The organism is Nocardia brasiliensis NBRC 14402, from assembly GCF_000308475.2.
In the GTDB taxonomy this organism is placed as follows: domain Bacteria; phylum Actinomycetota; class Actinomycetes; order Mycobacteriales; family Mycobacteriaceae; genus Nocardia; species Nocardia brasiliensis.
Genome location: NZ_BAFT02000068.1, coordinates 156,232 through 182,507, shown reverse-complemented (window position 1 = coordinate 182,507; position 26,276 = coordinate 156,232). Strand labels below are relative to the sequence as shown.

14 protein-coding genes are annotated in these 26,276 nt (G+C 70.1%); 5 read left to right on the top strand and 9 right to left on the bottom strand.

Going from position 1 to position 26,276, the window contains the following annotated elements; genetic code table 11:
• Positions 1–90: 90 nt before the first annotated feature.
• On the bottom strand, positions 91–408 hold the full coding sequence (locus TY25_RS25495; protein ID WP_042259951.1) for an ArsR/SmtB family transcription factor: 318 nt from the start codon (positions 406–408) through the stop codon (positions 91–93).
• A 183-nt stretch (positions 409–591) separates the two neighbouring features.
• Between TY25_RS25495 and TY25_RS25490 the strand changes: the two genes are divergently transcribed.
• Together TY25_RS25490 and TY25_RS25485 are read left to right on the top strand one after the other, a co-directional pair.
• Positions 592–1,290 (top strand): M23 family metallopeptidase, encoded by a 699-nt coding sequence (locus TY25_RS25490; RefSeq protein ID WP_226887290.1) that lies wholly within the window; start codon positions 592–594, stop codon positions 1,288–1,290.
• Between the two features lie 198 nt (positions 1,291–1,488).
• On the top strand, positions 1,489–2,526 hold the full coding sequence (locus TY25_RS25485) for a hypothetical protein (protein ID WP_052383180.1): 1,038 nt from the start codon (positions 1,489–1,491) through the stop codon (positions 2,524–2,526).
• A 141-nt stretch (positions 2,527–2,667) separates the two neighbouring features.
• Here the strand turns inward: TY25_RS25485 and TY25_RS25480 are convergent, their stop codons facing one another.
• The gene (locus TY25_RS25480; protein WP_081869103.1) at positions 2,668–3,003 is read right to left on the bottom strand and encodes a hypothetical protein; all 336 of its coding nucleotides are present in this window, start codon (positions 3,001–3,003) and stop codon (positions 2,668–2,670) included.
• Between the two features lie 286 nt (positions 3,004–3,289).
• On the opposite strand from TY25_RS25480, the gene TY25_RS25475 reads away from it, so the two are divergent.
• From TY25_RS25475 to TY25_RS25465, 3 genes are all read left to right on the top strand, one after another.
• Positions 3,290–3,625, top strand: coding sequence for an RNA polymerase-binding protein RbpA (locus tag TY25_RS25475; RefSeq protein WP_014986090.1), 336 nt, complete (start codon positions 3,290–3,292; stop codon positions 3,623–3,625).
• 118 nt (positions 3,626–3,743) lie between these two features.
• Positions 3,744–4,577, top strand: coding sequence for a hypothetical protein (locus tag TY25_RS25470; RefSeq protein WP_146153936.1), 834 nt, complete (start codon positions 3,744–3,746; stop codon positions 4,575–4,577).
• Positions 4,578–4,631: 54 nt separating this feature from the next.
• Positions 4,632–5,822 carry an MFS transporter gene (locus tag TY25_RS25465; RefSeq protein WP_042259947.1) on the top strand — a complete coding sequence of 397 codons (1,191 nt, stop codon included), beginning with the start codon at positions 4,632–4,634 and terminating at the stop codon, positions 5,820–5,822.
• Positions 5,823–5,867: 45 nt separating this feature from the next.
• Here the strand turns inward: TY25_RS25465 and TY25_RS25460 are convergent, their stop codons facing one another.
• The 7 genes from TY25_RS25460 to TY25_RS25435 form a co-directional block, all read right to left on the bottom strand.
• The gene (locus TY25_RS25460; protein WP_042259945.1) at positions 5,868–6,422 is read right to left on the bottom strand and encodes a flavoprotein; all 555 of its coding nucleotides are present in this window, start codon (positions 6,420–6,422) and stop codon (positions 5,868–5,870) included.
• Positions 6,423–6,532: 110 nt separating this feature from the next.
• Positions 6,533–8,368, bottom strand: coding sequence for a hypothetical protein (locus TY25_RS25455; protein WP_042259943.1), 1,836 nt, complete (start codon positions 8,366–8,368; stop codon positions 6,533–6,535).
• 24 nt (positions 8,369–8,392) lie between these two features.
• Complete coding sequence (locus tag TY25_RS25450) at positions 8,393–10,117, bottom strand: hypothetical protein (RefSeq protein WP_052383179.1); 1,725 nt, start codon at positions 10,115–10,117, stop codon at positions 8,393–8,395.
• Between the two features lie 350 nt (positions 10,118–10,467).
• On the bottom strand, positions 10,468–11,250 hold the full coding sequence (locus tag TY25_RS25445; RefSeq protein ID WP_042260016.1) for an ABC transporter permease: 783 nt from the start codon (positions 11,248–11,250) through the stop codon (positions 10,468–10,470).
• Positions 11,251–11,312: 62 nt separating this feature from the next.
• On the bottom strand, positions 11,313–12,308 hold the full coding sequence (locus tag TY25_RS25440; RefSeq protein WP_042259942.1) for a daunorubicin resistance protein DrrA family ABC transporter ATP-binding protein: 996 nt from the start codon (positions 12,306–12,308) through the stop codon (positions 11,313–11,315).
• Positions 12,305–12,523: a hypothetical protein gene (locus TY25_RS42870; RefSeq protein ID WP_146153935.1), complete on the bottom strand. Its 219-nt coding sequence runs from the start codon at positions 12,521–12,523 to the stop codon at positions 12,305–12,307. The genes TY25_RS25440 and TY25_RS42870 overlap by 4 nt, the downstream gene beginning before the upstream one ends.
• A complete protein-coding gene (locus TY25_RS25435; RefSeq protein ID WP_081869097.1) occupies positions 12,520–26,250 on the bottom strand; it encodes a non-ribosomal peptide synthetase in 13,731 nt (4,576 codons plus the stop codon). The genes TY25_RS42870 and TY25_RS25435 overlap by 4 nt, the downstream gene beginning before the upstream one ends.
• Between the last annotated feature and the right edge of the window lie 26 nt (positions 26,251–26,276).

Sequence of the window (26,276 nt, the reverse complement as noted above, 5' to 3'; positions counted from 1 at the left end):
CTGACGCACCCGGTATGCCACGTCCTAGGGGTGCGTCTACGCGGAAGGGGTGCGACGAACCAGAAAGTGGTGCGGCAGAACGGGAGTGGGTCAGGGGGTGGCGCGGGCGGTTTGGAGGGCGGCGGAGTAGGCGGCGAGGGCGCTGGGCCAGAACTGGTCGAGGTAGTCGCGGGCGTCGCTGAGGCCGCGGGGGTCGAGGGAGTAGAGGCGGCGGGTGCCCTCGGGGCGCATCAGCACCAGGCGCGCCTCGCGCAGCACACGCAGGTGCTGGGAGACCGCCGAGCTGGTCACGCCGGTGAGTGCGGCGAGTTCGCCGACCGAGCGCGGGGCCTGCGGCAATGCCTCGAAGATGGCCCGCCGAGTCGGGTCGGATAACGCTTCGAGCGCACGAACTCCATTAGTCGCCACTTAAACAGTGTGATCAACTGGCGACCACACGGTCAACTCGGCGCATTACGGAATTCCCCAAGGTGAGCACGCGAGGCGCGCCGTCTCGTTACCCATTCGTGACCAGTGAACTGGGCTTTCACACCCCTGTGACGGTTGCCACAGGATTGCGGAGTCGCTGTTCACCTCCCGTACGTTCATCTCATGCCCGTGACCGTTCCGTTATCTTCACGTCGGGGCGCGACCCGGACCCGGCGCCACCGCGCCGCCACCCGCGCGGTGGCCGTGTCCGCCGTCGTCAGCGCCTCGCTCGGGGTGCTCGCCGCCGCCGATCAGACCGGCGCCGCCCACCTGACCGCCGGCGCCCGCGCCGCCGCCGACACCGAGGTGGCCACCCAGGCCGTTTTCACCGCGTTCACCCCGCGCGAAGCCCAGATGCCGCAGACCGTCCCGGAGAGCGTCGTCTGGGAGCAGCATCGCCTGGCCGTCGAGGCCGCGCGACCCAAGACCGTTCGCCCCATCGCGGGCATCCTCACCTCGACCTTCGGCATGCGCTGGGGCGCGTTGCACGCGGGCCTCGACCTGGCCGACGCGATCGGCACGCCGATCGCCGCGGTCACCGACGGCGTGGTGATCGAGGCCGGACCGGCCAGCGGCTTCGGCATGTGGGTGCGGGTGCAGCAGGACGACGGCACCATCGGCATCTACGGCCACGTGAACGACATCCTGGCCACCGTCGGCCAGCAGGTCCGCGCGGGCGACATCATCGCCACCGTCGGCAACCGCGGCTTCTCCACCGGCCCGCACCTGCACTACGAGATCCACACCGCAGGCGGCGAGCCGATCGACCCACTGCCCTGGCTCGCGGGCCGCGGCATCGACATCCTGCGCAACACCCCGTAGTCCCACCCCTTCGCGAGTCGATGAGGGGCTGGCGAAACCCGGAGCGGTTCGGCCGCGATCGCGTCAACGGTGACGCGATCGCGGCCGAACCGCCTCCGAGCTCAGTACCCCGGTACTAGACGCGACGCCCCGGGTACTAGACGCGAATAGCGCTGCGGCGGGACGTCTTCCGCGGGCCCCGCTTCCTACCGTCGGTGCATGGCTACCACAGATCTGGCCGCCGGGCCCGGCGCACCGACGCCGATGAACCGGCCGCACCCGGGCGCCGCCGGGCTCGTCCGGACCGCCGCCCGACTGCATCGTCCGCTCATGGTGTCGGTCGCCTTCATGGCCGCCCTCGCCGTCGTCTCCGCGATCGGCATGCTGGTCGACGACCGGCAGCTGCTCGGCGAGTCGGTGTGGCTCAAGCCGTTCAAGTTCGGTCTCGCCTTCACCCTCTACAGCGCCACCCTCGCGTTCCTGCTGTCGTTGCCGCACAAGGGAAGTCGCGCAACCTGGTGGCTGGGCACGGTGTTCGCGATCACCGGTGTGCTCGACGTGGGCTTCATCGCGGTGCAGGGCGCGCGCGGCACGTTCAGCCACTTCAACAACGTCGACACCGATCCGGTCAATCAGATCGGCCAGCAGATCTTCATGTCCGGGGTGCCCGGCCTGTTCCTGGCGAACCTGCTGATCGCGCTGATCCTGTGCTGGCAACGCCTGCTCGACCGGCCGACCGCGAGCGCGATCCGTTTCGGACTGCTCTTCGCCGTGGCGGGCATGGCCATGGGGTACCTGATGGGCTTCACCGGCAAGCAGCTGGTGCGCGACGCGGACGGCAAGGTCGTCGAGTTGATCGCGGGCCATACCGTCATCGATCCGGCGCTGCGCGACCTGTCCCCGCGCGACGCGGCCCCGGGCATGCCGATCACGCACTGGAGCACGATCGGCGGCGACCTACGTGTCCCACACTTCGTCGGGCTGCACGGCATCCAGGTGCTGCTGCTCGCGGTGCTCGTGCTGGCCTGGCTGGCGCCGCGCTACCCGTGGCTACGGGCCGAACGCACCCGCGCCGCGGTAATCGGCGTCCTCGGCCTCGGTTACACCGGGCTGCTCGCCATCGTGTTCACCCAGGCGATGCGTGCCCAGTCGCTGGTCCACCCGGACGCCACCACGCTGCTGGCGTCCGGCGGCGTGCTGGCGGGCGTCGGCGTGCTCCTCGCCGGAACCTATCTGCGCCACCGGCATACCGTGTGAGGTGAGCCGGTCAGTGCCCGGTTCCGCTCAGCGCAGCCATTCGACTCAGCCCAGCCGACCCGCCCAACCCAGCCGTCCCGCTCAGCGCAACAGTTGGACTCAGCACCGCCACCCGACTCAGCCGAGCCGAGCCCGTCTCGCTCAGCGCAGCCGTTCGGCGTCACGGGCCAGCTCGACCAGGGCTTTGCCGAGGGTGGCCAGTTCCTCGTGTGAGGCGCCCTCGTCGATGGCGATCGCGACGTCTTCGGCGGCGCACCGGGCGGCGAACCAGCGATCGGCCAGATCGGTGGCCTCCTGGGCGCTGAGCACCACGGAATCGTCGGGGATCCCGGTGCCCTTCAGGCTGTTGCGATGCTCGTAGGCCCGCTGACGACACGACTGTCGGCAGTACCGGCGACGGCGGCCGGCCTCCGACTCCACGATCTCTCGCCCACACCACAGGCAGGACAGTTGACGAGAGTGACGACGATCAGAGATTGAACACACCCCCCTATCGAGAAGTCAGGCAGGACAGCAAGCGGCGCGACATGACGCAGAACCTTAACGGTTCGGCGGCCCCGGACCGGTCAGCGACCCTCACCGAACCCGCCGACTACGGGCGTGGCGCGGCCCCCGTGCCGGTGCGACTACAATGGAACGGTTCCGCGGCCGCGACGGGAACTATCGGCGCAGGCCCGTACGTTGTACCTGAGGTCGAGCACGAGAACGTTCGTCCGGACCCGGTCGCAGCAACAAGACTCGAGCACACAGGGAGAGGCACACCATGGCAGATCGCGTACTCCGGGGCAGTCGGCTCGGAGCGGTGAGCTACGAGACCGACCGCGACCACGACCTGGCGCCGCGTCGGATCGCCCGGTACCGCACCGACAACGGGGAAGAGTTCGACGTCCCCTTCGCCGACGACGCCGAGATCCCGCCGACCTGGCTCTGCCGCAACGGTCAGGAGGGCATCCTGATCGAAGGCACCACGGTCGAGACCAAGAAGGTCAAGCCGCCGCGCACCCACTGGGACATGCTGCTGGAACGCCGCAGCAAGGAAGAGCTCGAGGAACTCCTCAAGGAGCGTCTCGACCTGCTCAAGACCCGCCGCCGGGTGTAAGCGACACCGCAGAGGCCGCCCGCATCGCACGATGCGGGCGGCTTTTCGTATTCCGGGACCTCCTGCCCATCGAAGGGGTGTCTTGTCGGGCGCGCGGGCGCGCCAGCAGACTCCCGGAGTGCAGAACGAACTCGTCGTGGAACTCGTGCGTTCGGTCCGCGCGAACCATCGCTCCGACCGCCCGTTCACCTGGCAGGCCTGCAGCGCGAACGGCGAGACGCTGTCGGTCAAGGCTTTTCCCGCCGAGGACCATGTCCTGCCCACGGGGAGTGACGCTTTCACCTTGCCCTCCCTTATCGGCCGGTTGGACACGATGTTGCGCGCACCCGGCGACCACCGGCCGCTCGTGCTGGAGGTCGCCCTCGACGGACCGGCCGCGCAGTTCCGTCACTCGTTCGAATTGTCCTCCCTCACACCGTGTTCCGTCCTGATCGACCCGGAATTCCGCTACCCGAATCACTATCGCGGCGCCACCCCACGGCCGAGCGCGGCGCAGCCGAGCACGCTGCCGACCGACCCACGGGTGCACCGGCACGTGCGGTCGCTGGTGGACGAGTTCACTACCTACTACCGGCGAGTGAAGGGCCGCGCACCGCAGTTCGGCCCGCCTTGCCCGGCAGCGGATCTCGTCGCCGCCGAGGCCGCGCTGGGCATGACGGGTTGCCCCGTGCGGGTCGAGCGGCTGGCCGCGCTGCCCGCACTGCTCCGCCTGGACGTATCCGGCGCCGACGTCGACGACGTGGCCGCGCTCGCGGATCTCGACCTGCGGGTCCTCGTGCTCGACGCCGAACAGTGGGCCCGGCTCTGGGCCGCCGACCGCGTGCCCGAACGGCTCGCGGTCGCCGAGTGCGTGGGCGACGTGGCTCTCCCCCAGTTGGCCGAGTGGGCAGCGTGGTTGCACGGAAAGGTCGGCAACGCCGTGAAAGCCGTGGCGCCGCAGGGAAATACCTGAGCCTGTCGGCTGGTTGACCCAAGGTCACTATCGGAGCCCGGGGCGGAGGCGAGCATGAGTTATCGGCGGCTCGCCACCCGCGAGGTGCTCACGTGGTCGATGGTGTCGCTCGCCGGGAAGCTGCCGATCGCGATGGCTCCCCTGGGCCTGGTGTTCCTGGTCAGGTCGACCCCCGGCGGATATGCGCTCGGCGCGGTGCTGTCCGCCGGGTACGTCCTCGGTGAGGTCATCGGGGCGGCAGTGCAGGGAATGTGGTTGCGTCAGCACCGGATCCGACCGCAGCTGGCCGCCGGCTTCGCCGTCGGCGCCGCCGCGTTCGCCGGTCTGGCGTCGAGCGGTTCGGCTCCCGCGCCGCTACTGATCGGGCTGGCCTTCCTCGCGGGGTTCGGACCGGCCGGATCGCCCGGCGGGATGCGCTCGATGCTGATCGGGTTGGTGGCATCGCCCGACGTGCCCCGCGCGCTCGGCGTCGAAGCGATGCTCACCCAGGTGATCTGGGCCGCCGCGCCGGCGCTGGTGGTGTCGCTGGCCACGGGTCTGTTCCCCGCGGCACCCCTGACGCTCGCGGCGATCGGCGCCGCCGCCGCGGCCGTGCTCATCTTCCTGCTGCCCGGACCGGCCTCGGCCACGGTGGAACAGACCGAAGGTGGTTGGCGCACAGTCCTATCCGGTTGGCCGATCTACCTGACCAGTGCCGCGGCGATGTCGCTACTGGCCACGGCCGAGCTGGTGTTGCCCGCGCTGCTGGAGTTCCGGGGCATCGAGGTGCGCTGGGCCGGGCCGATGCTCACCGCGTTCGCCGTCACCGGTGCGGTGGGCGCGTTCTGCTACGGCCTGCGCGAGTGGCCGGGGACGGTGCGGGTGCAGGCCTTGGTCCTGCTCGTCGTCACCGCGGGTTGCGTTGCGCTGGTGGCGATCACGCCGGGGCTCGGGATCGCGGTCGCGCTCGCCGCGGCGGGACTGTGCCAGGCGGCGGTGATCGTCGCCCGCAATCTCGCGCTGCGCGCCCAGCTACCCGCGCACCTGCACGCCGCGGCCTATTCGGTGATGTACGCCGTGGGTGGTATCGGCTATGGGCTGGCCGCCACCGTGTCCGCGTTGGTCCTCGCGCACACCGCGCCGAGTAGCGCCATCCTCGGCGGTGTCGTGATCACCCTCGCGTTGACCGCGATAAGCGCTCTGGCGGAACGATTCTCGGCTTCAACGGCGCAGGAGCAGTCGGCACCGGTCCGGACCGCTTCGTGAGCAACGAGACAGGGTGGCGGCGAAACCCATTGTGCCGCCCGCTGATCACGCGGGACGCGGTCGCCAGGGGTGCTGCAGCAGGGACTGCCAGGCACCGGCCCACGGAAATCCGGCGGCGGCCTGGGCGCCCGTGGCCGGTTCGTGCGGCGGATCCTCGGCCAGCACCGTCACGCCCCATTCCGACAGTTTCCGGATCGCCTCCCCGATCGGCGGAAAGCTGATCAATGCGCGATTGGCGAAGGGCACCGCGACCACGGGCAGCCGCAGGCCGACCGCCTCCACCAGCAGGCCGAGCGGCAGCGTGTCCGAGATGCCGGCGGACCACTTGGCCAGCGAATTCGCCGTGATCGGCGCGACGATCAGCCCGTCGGCGGGCGGCAGCGCGTCCGGCGCCTCGGGCTCCTTGTACTGGCTGCGCACCACGTGTCCGGTGCGAGCCGCGAGCCCGTCGGCGTCGATGAACCGCAACCCGTCCGGCGACGCGATCACGCAGACCTCCCAGCCGTCCGCCTGGGCCAGATCCACCAGCGTCCCCACGTCCCGCGCCACCGACGACCCTGTCACTATCGCGTACAGAACCGGGCGCCCCTGTTCATTCATCCCCCCATCGTGTCAGCAATCATCTTCGTGAGTGCGGTGGCACCGCACCGCAGCGGCCCCGCACCTTTCCCGGTTCAGACGAAAGGGACGGAGCCGCTGCGGTTTTCAGATCACTGCTGGGTCAGGAAGTTCGCGATCAGACTACTTGCCATCTCGGGCATCCCGTTGTTCTGCTTTTCCGCGGCGGTCATCACGTCGTAGTGCCGATAGCCGGGAATGATCTTGGCGTTGGCGGGCAGGATGCCGCCCCAGCCCGCATTCTGCAGCGGCGAATCACCCGAGAGCAGCGTCAGATTGCGCCGCCCCGCCGGCGTGCTCTGCCAACGATCGCCGTGCAGCAGGAAGTTCAAGATGCCACCGGTGCGGTTCTGCAGCTGGCGCAGTTCACCATCGCGGCCGAGGCCGAGCGCGAAGATCATGTCGGTGATGATGCGCACCGGCGTGTACTCCTCGAAGAAGTCCGTGGGCTGGCGACCGGGGTTCATCGCCCGCGCGAACTCCACGATATCGGTGACCTCGCGATCCCGATCGGTCGGCTGCCCACGGACCGGATCGATGCCGTCGATGGTGGCTTCGGGCATCTGGTCGTAGTTCTTCCAGCCGCACAGCTGGTTGCGATCGGCCGGGGTGTAGTTCTGGCCGAACCCGACCCGCTGCGGAATGACGAACAGGTTCGGCCCGAGGATCGGCACCGAACCGAGTCCATTGGGCACCGGGTACGTCTTACCGGTGGTCGGGCAGTCGTAGTATCCGAGCCCGGCCTGCATGACGTACTCCGCCGAGTTCTGATCGAACAGCATCCCCAGCGCGGCCCGGTTGGTGAGCCGGAAGTCCCGCGGCAGGTTGTTGCCGGTGAACAGATCCAGATAGTCCTTGCCGTACATGAGCCGCATCCACGGCTCGGTGCGCAGATCGGCAGGCACCAGATTCTTCAGATCGCTTTCCTCGTCCGGCTTCTGGTCCGCCGCCATGCCCGCGAGGTAGTAGACGTTCATGATCTCGCTGGCCGCGGTGACCGGCCACTGCGCGGTCCCCAGACCGTTCTTCAACAGCAGGTCGACACCGTTGCGGACGGCGCCGCCCACCGCGGAGAAGAACGCGTCCAGCGGTGGCGCCCCGGCGAAGCCCGCCGGATCGGTCATGGCGAATCCGTCTTCGGGGACGATGCCGCGACCGCACAGGCTGTAGCCGGCGTCCTCGGTGGTGGCCGGATTCTGATCGAAGTCCCACGCCATCATCGGGCCGGTGAGGAAGGCGCCCAGCGAGTGTCCGCCACAGGCCATCTTGTGCCGGTCGGCCGGGTCGGGCAGCAGGTATTCGATCACCGCACGCCAGTCGTCCATGGTCAGCGCCAGACCGTATTCGCCGAGGTAATTCAGGTCCTGCGACGTCTGGTACCGGTAGGTCTTGCCGTCGATCGGCTTGCCGTGGAAGTAGTAGTCGGCCGCGACGTGGTAGTCCCCGGCCTGCTCGGCCGCGACCCACCCGGTGCGGTCCTCGGCACAGTTGGCCCGGCGATCCAGCGAAATGTATTCCACGGACTTGCCGTTCGCCGCGGCCTTGCGCACGACCTGCGGACCTTGCGGATTGTTGTTCGCCGCACCGGAGAACGTGCCGGGCTGCACGCTGAGCAGCGCGTCCGCGTCCGACGACTGCGCCGGCCCCTTCTTGGACCGGTAACGCACGAACGAGATCCAGTCACAGGCTTCGGGATGGGCCATCGTGGCATACGGGCTCGGGTAGTGCAGCCGGACATAGGTGGCTTCGACATCGTCGCCGAAGCTGGGATCGGTGAACGGGGTGACCTCGGCGCTGTCGGCGCCCCGCGAAACCGCAGGGGCGGCAACGGAAGACGGAACGGGCAGGCCGACGACGAGCAGTACCGCAGTGACCGCCAGCGGAATTCCGGCGGACAGCGACACTCTGATTCGACTGGTGAGCTTCATGACTCCGCTTTCGGTGAAATGTGGTCAGCCAAGGGTCTCGAGGAAATCGGCCAGGGTCTGCGCGCTGGCGTCGGCCTTGCCGTTGTTCTGCACCCGCGCCGCGCCGATCGTGTCGACGTGGCTGTAGCCGGGCAGCGTGACCACCTGTGCGGTCGGGTCCGGCGGCACGACGATGCCGATGCCCTGCTGCACGAAACCGTCACCCGCGTAGGCGATGTAGCTCGGCTTGGTGCGGGCCATGTTGCGGTAGCGCAGGTTCGTCATATCGCCGCTGCGCGCACCGCCGTAACCCGCACCGATATCGATGTACAGCCGCGCCGGAAAGTAGGTCTCCCAGTACGCGTACGGTGCGCCGGTGCCGAGTTGTCTTGCGGCATCGCGGATATCGGAGGACTCGTGGTTGGGCGAGGTGTAGGGCACCCCTTGCACGTCGTCGTAGTTGCGCCAGGTGTAGAGCACGTTCCGATCGGTGGGCCGCACGCGCGGCTGCGGACCGGCGATCGCGCGCAGGAAGCCGCCGAGCAGCGGCACCTGGGTGACCGAGCCGGGCACCGGGAACGTCTTCTCCGCCACCGGCCCGCCCGCAATGGCCCCGACTCCTTGCTCCCACAGCGCGAAGTTGGCCGAGTTGTTGTCGATCAACTCGCCGAGCAGTGCGGTGTTGGTGAACCGGAAGTCCCGGATGGTGCCGGAACCGTCCGCGCCATTGGTGGCGAAGGACACCGGCGATCCGGAGAACAGGTAGTCGAGGGTGAAATCGAGATCGAGATCGTGCGGCAGATGCGCCATGAGCTGACTTTCCGCGTCCGGCTCCAGATAGGCGGCGAGACCGGCCAATCGGAGCACCAGGAACGTCCGGCCGCCGATGACGGGCGCCGAAACGAGCGAACGCGGCAGCACCCCGACATTCGCGACGGCCTTCACCACGTCGTTGGTCGGGCCGACGATCGCGTTGGTGATGTCGTGCAGGAACGGCGTGTTCTGGATCGCGACCGGATCCGAGGTGATCATCGTGTCCTGCGCGGCGAACGCGGCGCACTGCTGGTAACCGGCGTCGTTGGTGGTGGCCGGATTGCCGTCGAAGTCCCAGTCCGCGAAGAACCCTTCGACCAGCCCGCCGAGCGAAATACCGGTGCACACGTACTTCTGCTGCCGGCTCGCCTGCTCGGGGAGCTCCGACAGCATCACCTCGTATTGATCGCGGATGAACCGCTCCATGCCCATGGCATCGAGCACCGCGAGCTGCGGCGAATCCTTGAAGCCCGGGAACACCTGGCCGTCGAGCGGCTTGTGGTTGAAGTAGTAGTCGACCGCGTCGAGGTAGTTGCCCGAGCGCAGTGCGTAGTCGAACCCGAACGACTCATCGAGGCACTGGCTGCGGCGCGCCAAGGCCCAGAACTCCACGTGCTGGCCGTTCGCCCGCGCGGCGACGACGGTGTTCGCGGCCACGCTGTCGGAGTTCACCGCGCCGCCGTTGGCACCCGGCTGCTGCACGATCACCTTGTCGGCGTCGGCGGAACGTTCCGGACTACCGACGGCCCGGTAGCGCAGGTATCCGGTGCGATCGCAGGCCGCGGGGTGCGCGGCCGTCCCTGCGGGCAACGGCAGGAAATAGCTGACCTGCGACACGATGACCCCGTCGCGAACGGCGAGGACCTCCTCCTGGCGATCGGTGGCCTGGGTGACTGGGACAGAATCTTCCGCGGACGCGACACCCGTCGGCACAGCCAGGCTCGCCGCGACCGTCACGACTCCTACGAGCACCGACCAGCGCACGGCTGCGCGTACCGGGTATCTCCGGCGAATAAAGGCATCCATAGCCACTGACCGGCTCCTTTCGTTCCATTCGAAGGACGCGACAGAGGCAGCCGGGTATCATCGACCGCTTCGTCGATGTCGAGCACATCATCCGTGTCAGACAGCCAGCTATTGGCAATCGCCCAGAATATTCCGATCGGCAGTAGTGCAGATGCAAGGGTTCCGCTCGCAGCCTGCGGATTCGCCCCTACGGCCTGCGCCTTTTGGCCGGAAACGCCAGAGACTCCGCACTCCCGGGTGTGCACAACCGGGGAGGCGGAGCCTCAGGGGTCTCGAGCGCTCTAGTGGCTGGCGACCTTGCGGTAGCGCAGCAGTGCCAGCGGCATGGCAACCGCGAGGATGACGAGCGAGCAGGCGATGGCATACCCGACGCAGTGCTCGGCGGCCCATCCGGTGGGCGGTGCGAACGACGGCGGCGCGTCGTTGTCGAAGAGCTTGCGACCCGCGGCCGAGACCGCGGTGATCGGGTTCCACTCGGCGATGGTGCGCAGCGGACCCGGCAGCGTCTCCGCCGAGATGAAGGCCGAGGAAATGAACGAGAGCGGGAACATCCAGATCAGCCCGGCACTCTGTGCCACCTCAACGGTCGGTGAGATCAGGCCGGTGAGCGCGCCGACCCAGGACATGGCGAAGGCGAAGAGCAGGATGATGCCGAACGCGAGCACGGCGTCGGCGATGCCGCCGTTGATCCGCCAACCCACCAGATAGCCACAGCCGACCATGACCGCGACGCTGAGGATATTGACCACCAGGTCCGACAGCGTGCGTCCCATCAGCACGGCCAGCCGGGACATGGGCAGGGTGCGCATCCGGTCGATGATGCCCTTCTGCAGGTCGCCCGCGAGCCCGACGGTGGTGAACGCCGCGTTGAAAGCGACTGTCTGGGTGAAGATTCCAGCGAGCAGGAATTCCCGGTACTGACTGCCGCCCAGCGAGGCGCCGAAGATGTAGGCGAACAGGAACACGAACATCAGCGGCTGGATGGTGGCGGTCACCAGCAGGGTCGGCACCCGCAGAATGGTCAGCAGGTTGCGGTAGGCGACGATCGCGCTGTCCCGGAAGATTCGCAGCCGCGGCCCCGAATCGACCTGCGCCGCCTGCACTTTCGGACTTTCCAGGACCGCCGTCACGACAGGATCTCCTCTTGTACGTCATCGGTTTCGGACTTCCGGTCGGCCGCGGGTCGGGCCGATGTGCCGGTGAGAGAAAGGAATACGTCGTCCAGGCTCGGCCGGTGCACGGTGGCGTCCACCACGCAGACGCCCGCGTCGTCGAGCCTGCGCAGCGCCTCGACCATGGTGCGCGAGCCGTCGCCGACCACGATCGAGGCCTCGTCGGTGCCCGCCTCGTGGCTCGGTTCGCCGATGCCCACCTGGGCGAGCACCGACAGCGCGGGCTGCACGTCCTGGCCGGGAGCCAGCGTGACGGTGAGCCGGTCACCGCCGATGGAGGTCTTCAGCTCGTCGGCCGAGCCGCGCGCGATCACCCGCCCGCGATCGATGACGGTGATCCGATCCGCGAGCAGATCGGCCTCCTCCAGGTACTGCGTGGTGAGCAGCACGGTGGTGCCGTCGTCGACGAGTTCGCCGATGACGCGCCACATGTCGAGCCTGCCGCGCGGGTCGAGCCCGGTGGTCGGCTCGTCGAGCACCACCACCGCGGGCTTGGCCACCAGCGCGCCGGCCAGGTCGAGCCGGCGTGCCATACCGCCGGAGTAGGTGCCCGCCCTGCGGTCGGCGGCGTGCTCGAGCCCGAACGCGTCCAGCAGGTCGGTGGCACGCGTGCTGGCCTGCCGCGGCGACATCCCGTACAGCCGGGCCACCATGCGCAGGTTCTCGAACCCGGACAGGTTCGCGTCGACCGCGGCGTACTGCCCGGACAGGCCGATCCGCCGCCGCGCCGCACCCGGATTGCGCAGCACGTCGACACCGGCCACCCGCACCGCTCCGGCGTCCGGGCGCAGCAGGGTGGTCACGATGCGCACCGTCGTGGTCTTGCCCGCGCCGTTGGGACCGAGCAGGCCCATCACGGTGCCGCTCGGTATCTGCAAATCGATGTTGTCGAGCACCCGGATCCGCCCGTAGTGCTTGACCAGGCCGAGTACTTCCACCGCCAAACTCATTGTGCCGCCTCCCCCGTCGTCGAAGTCGATCGACCGGCCACGGCGGACGCGCACCGCTTGCGCCGTGCGGGCCGGGCGACCGCCCGAAACGGCCGGAGCATGGACAGGTCGAGCCCGTCCACCTCGCAGTCCCCGCCCGCGGCCGGTCCCGGCGCGGGCACGACCGATCGTTCCGGGCGCATCGACTGGCGCGTGGCCGGGTATTGCCCGTTCACCTCTGCTTCTCCTTTCGTGCGCCGCTCTTGGCTCGCCGCACACCGTTCTTCGCTGGATGCGCACCGGCGGGCAGCAGTGCCGCGGCCCCGTCCAGTGCGCCGCGCAGCACCTGTCCGATCGCGGCGAGCGATTCGGGCGCGGTCATCGCCGAATGCCGGCACGGCAGTTCGTGATCGCGGATAGCGCCGGTGACGAACGGCTGCCAGGCCGCCGCGGTGCGTTCCGGATCGGCCCGGTTGATCTCGTCCGCGGCGGCGGTGAAGAACAGCAGATCGCCGTCGAAGACCCGGGGCCGGAAGCCGTGCGCGAGCAGGGTGCCGTTGGTGTAGCCGGCGTAGAGCCGTTCGAGGTGCTCGACGGTGAGCGCCGCGAACGGCCCCGGACGCGCGCGCAGCAGCTCTGCCGCGTCGCGCAGGTTCATCGCGGGGTCCAGCGGCGCGTCGAGCTGGTCGCTGCCGAACTCCTCGATGATCTCGGCCACGCTCGGGATCGCGTGCTCGAGCCAGGCGTCGGAGAGCCGGTAACTGTCCATCATGGACAGCAGCGCCACCTCGTCGCCCGCTTCTTGCAATTGCACCGCCACCTCGTGCGCGATCAGGCCGCCGAGCGACCAGCCGAGCAGGTGGTAGGGGCCGGTCGGCTGGATCGACTTGATATGTGCCACATACTGTTGCGCGGCCTCCGCGATCGAGGCGAACCCGTCCTCGCCCGCGACGTGCGGGGCCTGCAACCCGTACACCGGACGGTCCGGCGCGAGGTGCGCGAGCAGGCCCGAGTAGCACCAGGCCAACCCGATCGCGGGATGGACGCAGAACAGCGGCGCCGCCTTGCCGTTGGGCCGGATGGGCAGCACCGGCCCCAGCGCCGCCACGATGCCCGCGCCCGATCCGTCGAGCCGGGCGGCGATGGCGGCCGGGGTCGCCTCGCCGAACATGGCCTGCACCGGCAGATCGAGGCCGTTGGCCCGCACCTGCGCAACGACTTTCGTGGCCAGCAGCGAGTTGCCGCCGAGCTCGAAGAAGCCGTCGTCGGCGCCTACCGTCTCCACCCCGAGCACCGCCGCGAACGCCGCGCACAGCGCGACCTCGGTCGGCGTCGCGGGTGCGCGATAGCCGTCGGCCGCCGAGAACACCGGTTCCGGCAGGGCTTTTCGATCCAGCTTGCCGACCGGGCTGAGCGGCACCCGGTCGAGCAGCATGATCGATTGCGGCACCATGTAATTCGGCACCAGCCCGGCCACATGCTCGGTGAGTTCGGCCGCGGTGAGCCCGATACCGTTGCGCGCCTTGACATACGACACCAGTGCCATACTCCCCGCGGGGGTGCGGTGCCCGATGGTGGTGGCGAACTCCACGCCGCCGTGCTTGGCCAGCGCCGCGTCGATCTCGCCGAGTTCGATGCGGAAGCCGCGGATCTTGACCTGGTGGTCGGTGCGGCCGACGTATTCGATCTCCCGGCTGCCGCCGTGATCGCGCCCCGCCGCCGGCGCACCGTGGCCGGTCCACCAGCGCACCAGGTCGCCGGTGCGGTACATCCGCTCGCCCGGCTTGCCGAACGGGTTCGCCACGAACTTCTGCGCCGTCAGGCCGGGACGGTTGAGGTAACCGCGCGCCAGCGCCGAACCGGCGAGATGCAGTTCGCCGGTGACGCCGACCGGGGCCGGATGCAGGCGACCGTCCAGGATGGTCGCGCTGACGCCGCGGATCGGACCGCCGATGGTGATCGGGCCGCCCGGCGTCATCGGCTGCGAGATCACCGTGACGATGGTCGTCTCGGTGGGCCCGTACACGTTGTACAGGTTGCGGTTCGGCGCCCACCGAGTCACCAGATCCGGCGGCAACGCCTCGCCGCCGACCAGCACGTGCCGCAGCGCGGTGACGCCGGCGGGATCGACCGTGCCGAGCGCCGAGGTGGTGATGAACGCGTGCGTGATCGCCTCGTCGATGAACACCCGCGCCAGATCCTCGCCGCCGACCACCCCGGCCGGGGTGATCACCAGCGTGGCCGCGCCGCCGAGCGCGAGCAGCAGATCGAGCATCGCCGCATCGAAGCTCGGCGTGGCGAAGTGCAGCACCCGGCAACCCGGACGGACGTCGAAGCGCTGCGCGGTCTCCGCCGCGAAGTTGGACAGGCCGCCGTGGGTGACCACGACGCCCTTGGGCGTGCCGGTGGAACCGGAGGTGTAGATCACGTACGCCGGGTTGTCCATCCGCAGCGGCGCGGTGCGCTCCGCCGCGGCGATCGGCCCGTCGGGTGAATCCAGCACCAGCCCACGGAAGATCGGATCGTCGAGCACGATCCACTCCACGTCACCGGGCAGCTCGTCGCGGTGCGCGCTGAGCGTGATACCCAGTGCCGCACCGGAATCCGAGAGCATGTGCGCGATCCGCTGCGCCGGATAGTTCGGATCGACCGGCACGAACGCGGCGCCTGCCTTGGCCACCGCGAGCACCGTGGCCACCGACTCCACCGAGCGCGGGATCCCCAGTGCCACCAGCGTTTCCGGGCCGACGCCACGGCGCATCAGCACCCGGGCGAGCCGGTTGGTCCAGCGGTCCAGCGCGTCGTAGCTGATCTGGGTGCCGTCGGCGCGCAGGGCGATCGCCGCGCGATCCACCGCGGCGGCCGCCGCGAACACCTCAGGGAAGGTGACCGCACGGTCCGGCTCCGCGCCGCGCACCGGGGCCAGGCCGGACCACTCGGCGGGATCGAGCAGCTCCAGATCACCCACCGCGGTGGTCGGATTCGCCGCGACCGCGGCGAGCAAGCGGGCCAGGCGGTGGCCCAGCCGCAGCGCGGTCTGCTCGTCGAACAGGTCGCTGGCGTAGTTGACCGACAGCGTGATGCCCGCCGGAGCCCGTTCCGGGGTCTGCGATTCGGTGAGGGTGAACTGCAGATCGAACTTGGCGATGCCGGTGTCCACATCGGCCGCCTCGATCCGCAGGCCGGGCAGTTCCAGCCCGCCCACCGGATGGTTCTGCACCGAGAGCATCACCTGGAACATCGGGTGATGCGCCTGGGACCGCGCCGGATTCAGCACCTCGACGAGGCGTTCGAACGGCAGGTCGGCGTGCGCGAACGCGTCCAGGTCGACATCGCGCACGGTGTGCAGCAGGTCGGTGAACCGGGCATCCGGATCGATCCGGGTGCGCAGCACCAGCGTGTTGACGAACATGCCGATCAACCGGTCCAGCGCGGGATGCGCACGCCCCGCGATCGGCGTGCCGACGGTGATGTCGTCGGTCGCCGACATCCGGTGCAGCAGGACCGCGAGCGCGGCGTGCAGCACCATGAACATGCTGACGTTGTTGCTCGTCGCGACCCGGTGCAGGGCCCGATGGGTGAAGGCGTCGATCTCGCATTCGACCAGCCCGCCGCGGTAGGACGGCACCGGCGGGCGGCGCCGGTCGGCGGGCAGGGTGAGCAGTTCGGGGACGCCGTCGAGCTGGTGGCGCCAGTAGTCGAGCTGCCTGCGGATGATCGAGTCCGGATCGTCCTCGGTGCCCAGCGTGTCCTGTTGCCACAGCGTGTAATCCACGTACTGCACCGCGAGCTCGTCCCATTCCGGCGACCGGCCCGCGCACGCGGCCCGGTAGGCGGTGGCCACGTCGAGCGCCAGCGGCGCGAGCGACTGCCCGTCCATCGCGATGTGGTGCACCACCAGCACGAGCACGTGCTCGTCGGACACCTCGGCCGGATTCCGCACGCCGCGGTCGCCCTCCGGGGACACCGAGATCAGCGCGGCCCGCATCGGCACCACGCCCGCGAGATCGAATCCCGGTGCGGCGAAACGCCGTACCGCGTCGTCCACCTCGGCCGGGCGCACCGTGGCGACGAAAAGGGTGATCGCCGCGGTGACCAGATCGAGCACCTGCTGCGTCGGTTCGCCGCCGACCTCGGGGAACACCGTCCGCAACGTCTCGTGCCGGTCCTGCACCGCATGCAGCGCGACGACCAGCGCGTCGACGTTCAGCTTGCCGTTCATCCGCAGCACCACCGGCACGTTGTACGCGCCCGCGGACAGGTCCGTGCCGTCGGCCGCCGCCTCGCCGATCCCGTTGAACCGGTTGAGGAACCACAGCCTGCGCTGCGCCGCCGAGAGCGGAATCCGATCCGGGCGAGCCTGCCGTACCAGCGCCGGACGCGAACCGGCCCCGGCCGGTCCCGAATCCAGGTGCGCGGCGAGTTCGGCGACCCGCGGCGCGGCGAAGACGGTACGCACCTCCAGCCTGGTGTTGCTGGCCGCGGCCAGCCGCGCGACGAGTTGCGTTGCCAGCAGCGAATTTCCGCCGATATCGAAGAAGCTGTCGTCCGCGCGCACCCCCTCGACGCCGACCAGCTCCCCCATCACCCGCGCGACCAGTCGCTCCGACGGGGTCGACGGTTCCCGGGTGGCCGCGGCGACGGCCAGTTGCGGCTCGGGCAGCGCGGCGCTGTCCAGCTTGCCCACCGGGGTGAGCGGAATCCGTTCCAGCACAGTGATGCTGGCGGGCACCATGTGCGTCGGCAGCTGCGCGCCCAACCGGTCGCGCACCGCCGCCACGTCCACCCCGGTGTGCTCGTCGACGGGCTGCACGAACGCCACGATCCGGTCGGCGCCCGCGATCTGCCTGACCTCGGTGTGCGCGAACCGCACGGCCGGGTGCTCGCCGAGCGCGGCGGTGATCTCACCGAGCTCGATCCGGAAGCCGCGCACCTTCACCTGGTGGTCACTGCGCCCCAGGTAGCACAGTTCACCGGCGTCGTTCCAGCGCACCACGTCGCCGGTGCGGTACAGCCGCGCCCCGGCCGGGCCGAACGGGTCGGCCACGAAACGCAGTGCGGTGAGCCCGAATCGATCGAAGTAGCCGCGTGCGACACCGTGCCCGCCGAGGTACAGATCGCCGGGCACGCCCGTCGGCACCGGGCGCAGCCGCTCGTCGAGCACCAGCGCCCGCGCCCCGCGCACCAGCGTGCCGATGGTGACCGGCTGCTCCGCGGTGAGCGTCGCGATGGTGGCGACGATCGTGGTCTCGGTGGGTCCGTACCCGTTGAGCATGGTCCGTCCCGGCGCCCACCGGGCCACCAGGTCGGGGGCGCACGCCTCGCCGCCGACCATCAGCGCGCGCAGGTGCGGCAGCGGCCATCGCTCGTGATCGATGGTGGCCAGCGCGGCCGGGGTCATGAAGGTGTGCGTGATCCGCTCCCGCTCCAGCAGCGCGGCCAGCTCGTCACCGCCGTACACGTCGGGCGGGCAGAGCACCATGGCGGCACCGGAGCCGACCGCGAGCAGCAGATCCAGCACCGCCGCGTCGAAGCTCGGCGAGGCGAAATGCAGTGTCCGCGACTCGCGGTCGACCCGCATCCGATCGCGGAGTTCGTCCGCGAAATTGGACAGCCCGGCATGGGTGACCGCGACGCCCTTGGGTTTTCCGGTGGAGCCGGAGGTGTAGATCAGGTAGGCCAGGTCGGCCGCCTCGATGGTGCACATGCGGTCGAGATCGTCGACCAGTGCGTCGTCATAGGTTTCCAGTTCGGCGCGCACAGCCGGGTCGTCGAGCAGCAACCAGTCCGTCGCCGGGCCGTCCGCACCGGCCGCGCACAACCGCTCGGTGTGCGCGCCGACGGTGACGCCGACCCAGCAGCCCGCGTCGGCGAGCATGTGCCGCACCCGGTCCGCCGGATAGTTCGGGTCGATCGGCACGAACGCGGCGCCGGTCTTCACCACCGCGAGCATCGTGAGCACCGACTCGACCGAGCGGGTCAGGCCGAGGGCCACCCGATCGCCGATGCCGATATCCCGCGCGATCAGCGCCCGGGCCAAGCGATTCGTGCGCTTGTCGAGTTCGGCGTAGGTGAGCGTGGTCGCGCCCGAACGCACCGCGGTGCGATGCGGATGCATGTGCGCGGTCGCGGTGAAGTACGCGGCGAGCGTGCACTGCGGCGTGGTCGGCCCGCCGGTCGCCGGGGCGAGCAGGCGGCGTTCCCGTTCGGTGCGGGTGTCGATGTCGCGCACCAGCACTCGCGGATCGGCCGTCACCGCGGCCAGCACCCGGAGGAACCGGTCGGCGAGGGTGTGGATGGTCGCCTCGTCGAACAGCTCTGCGGCGTAGACGAATTCGAACGCGCGCCCCGGCTCGCCCGGCCCGGCGTCGCAGCCGATGTGGGCGACCCGCAGTTCCAGATCGAACTTGGCCAGCGCGATATCGAGTTCCTCGGCCCGCAGCTCGAGGCCCGGCAGCTCCAGCGTCGGCACCGGACCGTCCTGCACGGTCAGCGCCACCTGGAACAGCGGATGCCTGCCCCGGGTGGTGCCCGAGGCCAGCTCCTCCACCACCCGTTCGAACGGGATATCGGCGTGCGCCATCGCGGCCAACTCGGTATCCCGGTCGGCGCGAAGCAGACCCGCGAACGGGCGGTCCGGGTCCACGTCGGAACGCAGCACCAGGGTGTTGACGAACATGCCGACCAGCTCGTCGAGCTTGGTGTCGGTCCGGCCGGCCACCGGGGTGCCGATCACGATGTCGCGCCCGCCGGTCACGCTGCGCAGCAGCACGGCCAGCGCCGAGCGCAGCACCATGAACATGCTGACGCCCTGCTCCTTGGCGAGCTCGGCGAGGGCGCGCTGCACGGGGTCCGGCACCGTGAACGGCACGGTGCCCGCGTGCTGGGTCGGCTCCGCCGGTCGCGGCCGGTCGTAGGGCAGCGGCAATTCCGCGGGCAGATCGGCGAGCGCGCTACGCCAGTAGGCCAATTGCTCGGCCGCCAGGCTGCCGGGCTCGCCCTCGTCGCCGAGGCAGGCGCGCTGCCACAGCCCGAAGTCCGCGTACTGCACCGGAAGTGGAGTCCAGGCCGGGGCCGCGCCCTCGTGCCGCGCCACGTACGCGGCGGCCAGATCGCGGGTCAGCGGGCCGAGCGACCAGCCGTCCGCAGCGATGTGATGCACCACGATGCCGAGCAGATAGCGCTCGGAGCCGGTGCGCAGCAGCGTCATTCGCAGCGGCGTAGCGCGGATCAGGTCGAAGCCGCGATGCGCGAGCGCGCCGAGCGCGGCCGTCGCGCCCGCCTCGTCGGTGTCGATCGCCTCGAGCACGGGCAGCGCCCGCGCGGTCGGCAGCACCACCTGCTGGGCGCCCGCGCTGTCCTCCGGGAACACGGTGCGCAGCACCTCGTGCCGCTCCACCAGATCGGTGAGCGCCGCACGCAGCGCCGCCACATCGAGATCTCCCGCGATCCGGATAACGAAAGCGATGTTATATGCGCTCGATTCGGGAGAATATCGATTGAGGAACCACAGTCGCTGCTGCGGCAGCGACAATGGAATGCGTCCCGGACGCGTGGTCTGCACAGCCAGCGCCAACCGCTGCGTCCGGGGCGCTTCCGTGAGCCGCTCGGCCACCCCCGCGACGGTGGGCGCCTCGAAGATCACCCGCACCGGCAGGTCCACGCCGAACTCCGCGTGCAGCGCGGCGGCGAGCCGGGTGGCCAGCAGCGAGTTGCCGCCGACGTCGAAGAAGCTGTCCTCGGCCCCGGTGACGGGACGGCCGAGGATCTCGCCGAACACGCCCGCGACCCGCGACTCCAGTTCGGTGGCCGGTGCCCGCGAGCTGCCGCCGGTCGCGAAGACCGGCTCCGGCAACGCTTTCCGGTCCAACTTGCCCGCCGGGGTGACCGGGAGTTCGTCCAGCACGGTGACCGAGGCGGGCACCATGTAACCGGGCAGGCGCTGCCGGGCGGTCTCGGTGAGATCGGCGGCCGCCACCGGCCGGTCCACGGTCACGTACGACGCCAGCCGTGGCTGGCCGTGTTCATCGGTGTGCACCACGGTGAGCGCGAAACTCACGCCGGGGTGCGCGCGCAGCACGTGGTCGATCTCGCGCAGCTCGATCCGGAAGCCGCGGATCTTGATCTGGTCGTCGGCACGCCCGAGGAAGCGCACCTGACCGCCGGTCTCGACCACGACGAGATCACCCGTGCGGTACATCCGCTCGCCGCGGCGACCGTGCGGGTTGGCCAGGAACCGTTGCGCGGTAAGGCCGTAACGTCCGTGATAGCCGCGCGCCAGACCGGGACCGGAGAGGTACAGCTCGCCGGGGGTGCCCGGCGGCACCGGGTGCAGCCGTCCGTCGAGCACGAACAGGCGCATGCCGCGGATCGGCAGGCCGAGCGGCACCGGGCGGCCCGGCACCATCGGCCCGGTCGCGGTGGCGGCGACGGTCGCCTCCGACGGGCCGTACATGTTGTGCATGCGGTGTTCGGCCGACCAGGTCTCGACCAGTTCCTCCGAGCAGGCCTCGCCGCCGACAATGACCGCTTCCAGCTCGTCCAGCCCGTCGGTCGGCACGGTGGCCAGCGCGGCCGGGGTGACGAACGCGTGGGTGACCCGCTCGGTGCGCAACAGGGTGGCCAGCTCGGCACCGCCGTACATACCGGCGGGCGCCACGACGATGGTCGCGCCCGCGGCGAAACCGAGCAGCAGCTCCAGCACCGACGCATCGAAGCTCGGCGACGAGAACTGCAGCGTCCGAGCCGAATCCGTGACGCCGAACAGGTGCGTCTGTTCGTTCGCGAGCGAGGCGAGGCCGGCGTGGGTGACCACGACCGCCTTCGGCTTGCCGGTCGACCCGGAGGTGTAGATCAGGTAGGCCGGATGCACCGTGCACAGCGAATGGTGCCGGTCCGCGTCGGTGATCGGGGCGGTCGAGCAGTCCACCGCTTCCGCGGCCAGTTCGGCCGAGCCCAGCACCAGCCAGTCGACGTAGTTCTTGCGGTGCTTGCCGCGCGGCGCGGGCCACTCCGGCATGGCCGCCAGGCAGGCGGCGTCGGTCAGGCCGAGGATGGCCCCGGAATCGCCGATCATGTGCGCGATCCGCTCGCCCGGGTAGCTCGGATCGATCGGCACATACGCCGCACCGGTTTTCGCGACCGCCCACACCGCGGTGATCGCGTCCAGGCCGCGCGGCAGCGCGATCGCGACGACCACCTCGGGGCCGGCGCCGTGCTCGATCAGCACGCGCGCCAACCGGTTCGAGGACTCGTCGAGTTCCCGGTAGGTGGTGTCGACGCCGAGGTAGCGCACGGCGACCGCGTCCGGCACCCGCTCGGCCGTGTCGGTGAGTAACCGGGCCAGCGTGGTGAACGGTTCGGCGGGCGCGCCGGCGATCGGCACCAGATTGGCGATCTCGCGCCGATCGAGAATGCTCAGATCGCCGATCGGCATGCTCGGCGCGGCGACCACGGCGTTCAACACGGCGACGAAGCGACGGGCGAACGATTCCACCGTGGCGCGGTCGAAAATATCGGTGGCATAACCGAATTCGGCGGTGAGCGGGCCGTCGGTGACGTCGTCGTGCACCACCAGCTGCAGATCGAACTTCGCGATATCGGAGACGATCGGCAGCACCTCGGCCCGCACGCCGGGCAGCTCGATGCGCAGATCGGGATCCCGGTCGTAGGACAGCATCACCTGGAACAGCGGGTGCCGTGCGGCCGAGCGCTCGGGGTTGACCACCTCGACCAGTCGCTCGAACGGCACGTCGGCGTTGGCGAAGGCGTTGAGATCGGTCTCGCGCACCACGTCGAGCATGCGGTCGAAGCCTGCGGCCGGATCGATCTCGGTGCGCAGCACCAGCGTGTTGACGAACATGCCGACCAGCTCGTCCAGCGCGGGATCGGAGCGGCCCGCGATCGGCGTGCCGATCGCGATATCGGTGCTCGCGCACAGCCGCGACAGCAGGGTGGCCAGCGCGGCGTGCAGCACCATGAACATGCTGACGCCCCGGGCGGCGGCCAGTTCGCTTGCGGCGCGGCGGATCTCGGGGGAAATCGTGAAATCGACCCGGCCGCCGGTGGTCGACCTGCGCAGCGGGCGCGGGCGGTCCAGCGGCAGGTCGAGCTGGTCGGGCAGGCCCGCCAGCGCCGAACGCCAGTGCGTCAGCTGGGCGCTCAGCGCGCTCGCCGGATCGGATTCGTTGCCGAGCAGTTCCCGCTGCCAGAGCGCGAAGTCGGCGTACTGCACCGGCAGCGGCGCCCACTGCGGCGCGTCGCCCGCGCCGCGCGCCGCGACGGCGGTCATCAGATCGCGGGCCAGCGGCGCGATCGACCAGCCGTCACCGCAGATGTGGTGCAGCACGACCAGGAACACCCACTGGTCCGGCCCGGTGCGGTAGAGCGCCACCCGGATCGGCGCCTGACTGCGCAGATCGAAGCCGTACCCGGCGAACTCGGTGGCCAGTTCCGCCACGTCGGCGCCCGCGGCGTCGATCGGATCCAGAGTGAGCGGAATCTCCGCGGCCGGATGGATCAGCTGCACCGGCCCCTCGGCCGACTCCGGGAACGTGGTGCGCAGGCTCTCGTGCCGTTCGATCACGTCGACCAGGCCGGCCCGCAGCGCCTCGACGTCGAGCGCGCCCGCGATACGGACCGCCAGCGGCATGTTGTAGGCGGCCGCGTGTTCGGCGAAGCGGTTGAGGATCCACAGCCGCTGCTGCGCCAGTGACAGCGGAATCCGCTCAGGGCGTTGCGCCGCAACGAGTTTCGGCGAGGAAACATCGGCGGTGTGGGTGGCGAAACGCTGGGTGAGCGCGGCGATCGTCGAGGCCTCGAACAGGTCGCGGATGGTCAGACCGGTGCCGAGGGCGGCATTGATCCGGGCCACCGCGCGCGCGGCGACCAGCGAGTTGCCGCCCAGGTCGAAGAAGCTGTCCTCGACGCCGACCTCGGTGCCGAGCATCTCGGCGAAGACCCGGGCGAGCACCCGCTCCACCTCGGTACGCGGTTCCGCGGTGGAGCGCCCGGTGGCCCGGACGCCGACCGGGGCGGGCAGCGCCTTGCGGTCGATCTTGCCGTTGGCGCTGAGCGGCAGCTCGTCGAGTTCCATCAGGGCCGAGGGCACCATGTACGCGGGCAGCGTGCGGCGCAGTTCGGTGAGCAGGGCGGCGGTATCCAGGCGTCCCGTCGCGGGGGTCGCGACCACGTAGGCGACGAGTTCGTCGCCGTTGCGCGCCGCGTGGGCCACGCAGACCGCCCTGGCGACCCGCGCGTCGTCGAGCAGCGCCGCCTCGATCTCGCCGAGTTCGATCCGCAGACCGCGGATCTTGACCTGGAAGTCGCTGCGGCCCATATACTCCAGCACGCCGGGACCGTCCGCGCCGAGCTGCCAGCGGGCCAGGTCGCCGGTGCGGTACATGCGCACGCCCGCGCCGAACGGGTTGGCCACGAAGCGATCCGCGGTGAGCCGCGGCTGGCCGAGGTAGCCGCGCGCCAATTGCACACCGGCCAGGTACAACTCGCCGACCACGCCGGGCGGCACCGGCCGCAGCCGCGAATCCAGCACGTAGGTCTGGGTATTCCAGACCGGCGAGCCGATCGGCACGGTCGCCGGGTCGGCCGGGCAGGGCCAGTAGGTGACGTCGACGGCGGCCTCGGTGGGGCCGTACAGATTGTGCAACGCGGGCCGGGGCAGCGCCGCGTGGAAGTCCCGGACGGTGGCCGCGGGCAATGCCTCGCCGCTGCAGAACACCTGACGCAACGCGGTGCAACCGCGCACGTCGGTGTCGGTGACGAACACCGAGAGCATGGACGGCACGAAATGCGCCGTGGTGATGCCCTTTTCGGCGATCAGCCGGGCCAGGTAGGCCGGGTCCCGGTGCCCGTCGTGCGCCGCGACGACCAGTCGCGCGCCGATCTGCAAGGGCCAGAAGAACTCCCACACCGAGACGTCGAAGGTGGCGGGCGTCTTCTGCAGCACCACATCGGTCCGGTCGAGCGAGTATTCGTGCTGCATCCAGCGCAGCCGGTTCACGATCGCGGCGTGGCTCACGCCGACACCCTTGGGCTTGCCGGTGGAGCCGGAGGTGAAGATCACGTAGGCGAGGTGGTCGGCGCGCAGGGCGGCGGTGCGTTCGGCATCGGTGATCGGCGCACCGCGGTAGCCGGCCAGGTCGACGGTGTCGACGGCCAGTGCGGCAGCGGATTCGGGCATCGCGAGCTCGTCGCGCGCGGCCGTGAGCACACAGACCGGCGACGCCTGCCGCACGATCTGATCGAGCCGATCGGCCGGATGTTCCGGATCGAGCGGCAGGTAGGCCGCGCCGGTCTTGACGATCGCGTACATGCCGACCACGAGATCGATGCTGCGACGCAGGCACAGGCCGACCACGGTCTCCGGCCCGGCCCCGCGCTCGATGAGCAGGCGGGCCAGGCGATTGGCGCGCTCGTCGAGTTCGCGATAGGTGAGCGTCGCGGCGGCCGGGGTGTCGTCGCCGGATTCCAGCGCGATCGCGTCGGGGCAGGCGGCCGCGCGCTCGGCGAACAGCTCGGCGAGGGTGCCCGGCTGCCGCGGGGCCTCGGTCGCGTTCCACTCGTGCAGGACGCGCTCGTGCTCGGCGGCGGTGATCGCGGTGAGCGTCTCGGCGTGGGTGTCCGGTGCGGCGCTGAGGAATCGGGTGAGGAAGTCGAGGAAGCGGTCGTGGTGCACCGACACCTCGGCCTCGCCGTAGAGCCGCGGGTTGGCCTCGAAATCGACGTGGATCCGGCCGCCGACACCGTTGTACAGGTTCACCGACAGGTCCTCGACCGGGCCGGTGGCCAGCACGTTCAGCGAGCCCACCAGGCTGCCGAAGGTCAACTCGTCGTGGAACAGCATGATGTTGACCATCGGCCCGAAGAAGCCGCGCGAGTCGCGCGAGTAGCCGCAGTCGCGGCGGATGTCGTCGTGCCGGTAGCGCTGGTGCCGCAGCGCGCCGGTGATCTGGAGTTCGGTCGCCTTCACCACATCGGCGAGGGTGGTTTCCGCGGTGAAGCGCAACCGGATCGGGACCACATTGGACACCACGCCGGCCGAGCGGCGCAGCGACACGGTGGTGCGCGCGGAGACCGGCAGGCTCAGCACCACATCCGGATTTCCGGTCACCGAACGGACATACGCGCCGAGCGCGGCGACGAACAGCGCCGAGTTGGCGGTGCCGAAGGTGGTGACGGCCGCGTCCATCGCGGCCTGCGCACGGTCGTCGAGCACGCCCGCGGCGATGCGGCGGCCCGCGTCCTGGGCGGCCGCGGTGACGGTGCTGCCGCCGAGACTCATCGGCTCGCCCGCGCCGGCCAGCTGTTCCAGCCAGTAGTCGCGGTCGGCGCGGAACCTGCTGGTCTCGCGGTAGCGGACCTCGTCGGCGTAGATCTCGGCCAGCGGCGCGGCGCGCGACACCACCGGCTCGGTCCGATTCTCCAATGCGGTGTAGATCTCGGCGGTGCGGGTGAGCGCGTTCATCGCGCCGTAGCCGTCGATGACGATGTGATGGGCACGCGAGTACCAGATGTAATCCGAATCCCCGGTCCGCAGCACCACATTCGCGGTGAGCGGGTCGCGCTCGAGATCGATCGGCGAGCCGGTGTACTCGTGCATCCAGCGCAGCGCCGCGGCGTGCGGGTCGGGCTCACCACGCAGATCGACCCTGGCCCACCCCGGCCGGCGCGCGGGATCGACTATCTGGTGCGGGATTCCGTCGATCTCCGCCAGGCGCAGCTTGCCGACCTCGGACTCCGCGCCGAATCGCTCGATCGCGTAGAGCAGGCGGCCGACGTCCAGGTCGCCGTGGATCTCGACATACTGGGCGATCGTCAGCGGCACATCCGGCCGAATCCGCTGCGCGTACCAGAGCGCCGTTTGAGCCGGCGACAAGACGAATGGCTGTGCCGAGGATTCGCCCGATGAACATTGGTCGACGCTGTCCGTGGCCAATGAACTCATCAATCACTCCGTTCTGCCGCTGTTCG

Coding starts and splice junctions, on each gene's coding strand:
- TY25_RS25490 (WP_226887290.1), top strand. CDS start 592: ATGCCCGTGACCGTTCCGTTATCTTCACGTCGGGGCGCGACCCGGACC.
- TY25_RS25460 (WP_042259945.1), bottom strand. CDS start 6,422: ATGAATGAACAGGGGCGCCCGGTTCTGTACGCGATAGTGACAGGGTCG.
- TY25_RS25455 (WP_042259943.1), bottom strand. CDS start 8,368: ATGAAGCTCACCAGTCGAATCAGAGTGTCGCTGTCCGCCGGAATTCCG.
- TY25_RS25465 (WP_042259947.1), top strand. CDS start 4,632: ATGAGTTATCGGCGGCTCGCCACCCGCGAGGTGCTCACGTGGTCGATG.
- TY25_RS25475 (WP_014986090.1), top strand. CDS start 3,290: ATGGCAGATCGCGTACTCCGGGGCAGTCGGCTCGGAGCGGTGAGCTAC.
- TY25_RS25435 (WP_081869097.1), bottom strand. CDS start 26,250: ATGAGTTCATTGGCCACGGACAGCGTCGACCAATGTTCATCGGGCGAA.
- TY25_RS25485 (WP_052383180.1), top strand. CDS start 1,489: ATGGCTACCACAGATCTGGCCGCCGGGCCCGGCGCACCGACGCCGATG.
- TY25_RS25440 (WP_042259942.1), bottom strand. CDS start 12,308: ATGAGTTTGGCGGTGGAAGTACTCGGCCTGGTCAAGCACTACGGGCGG.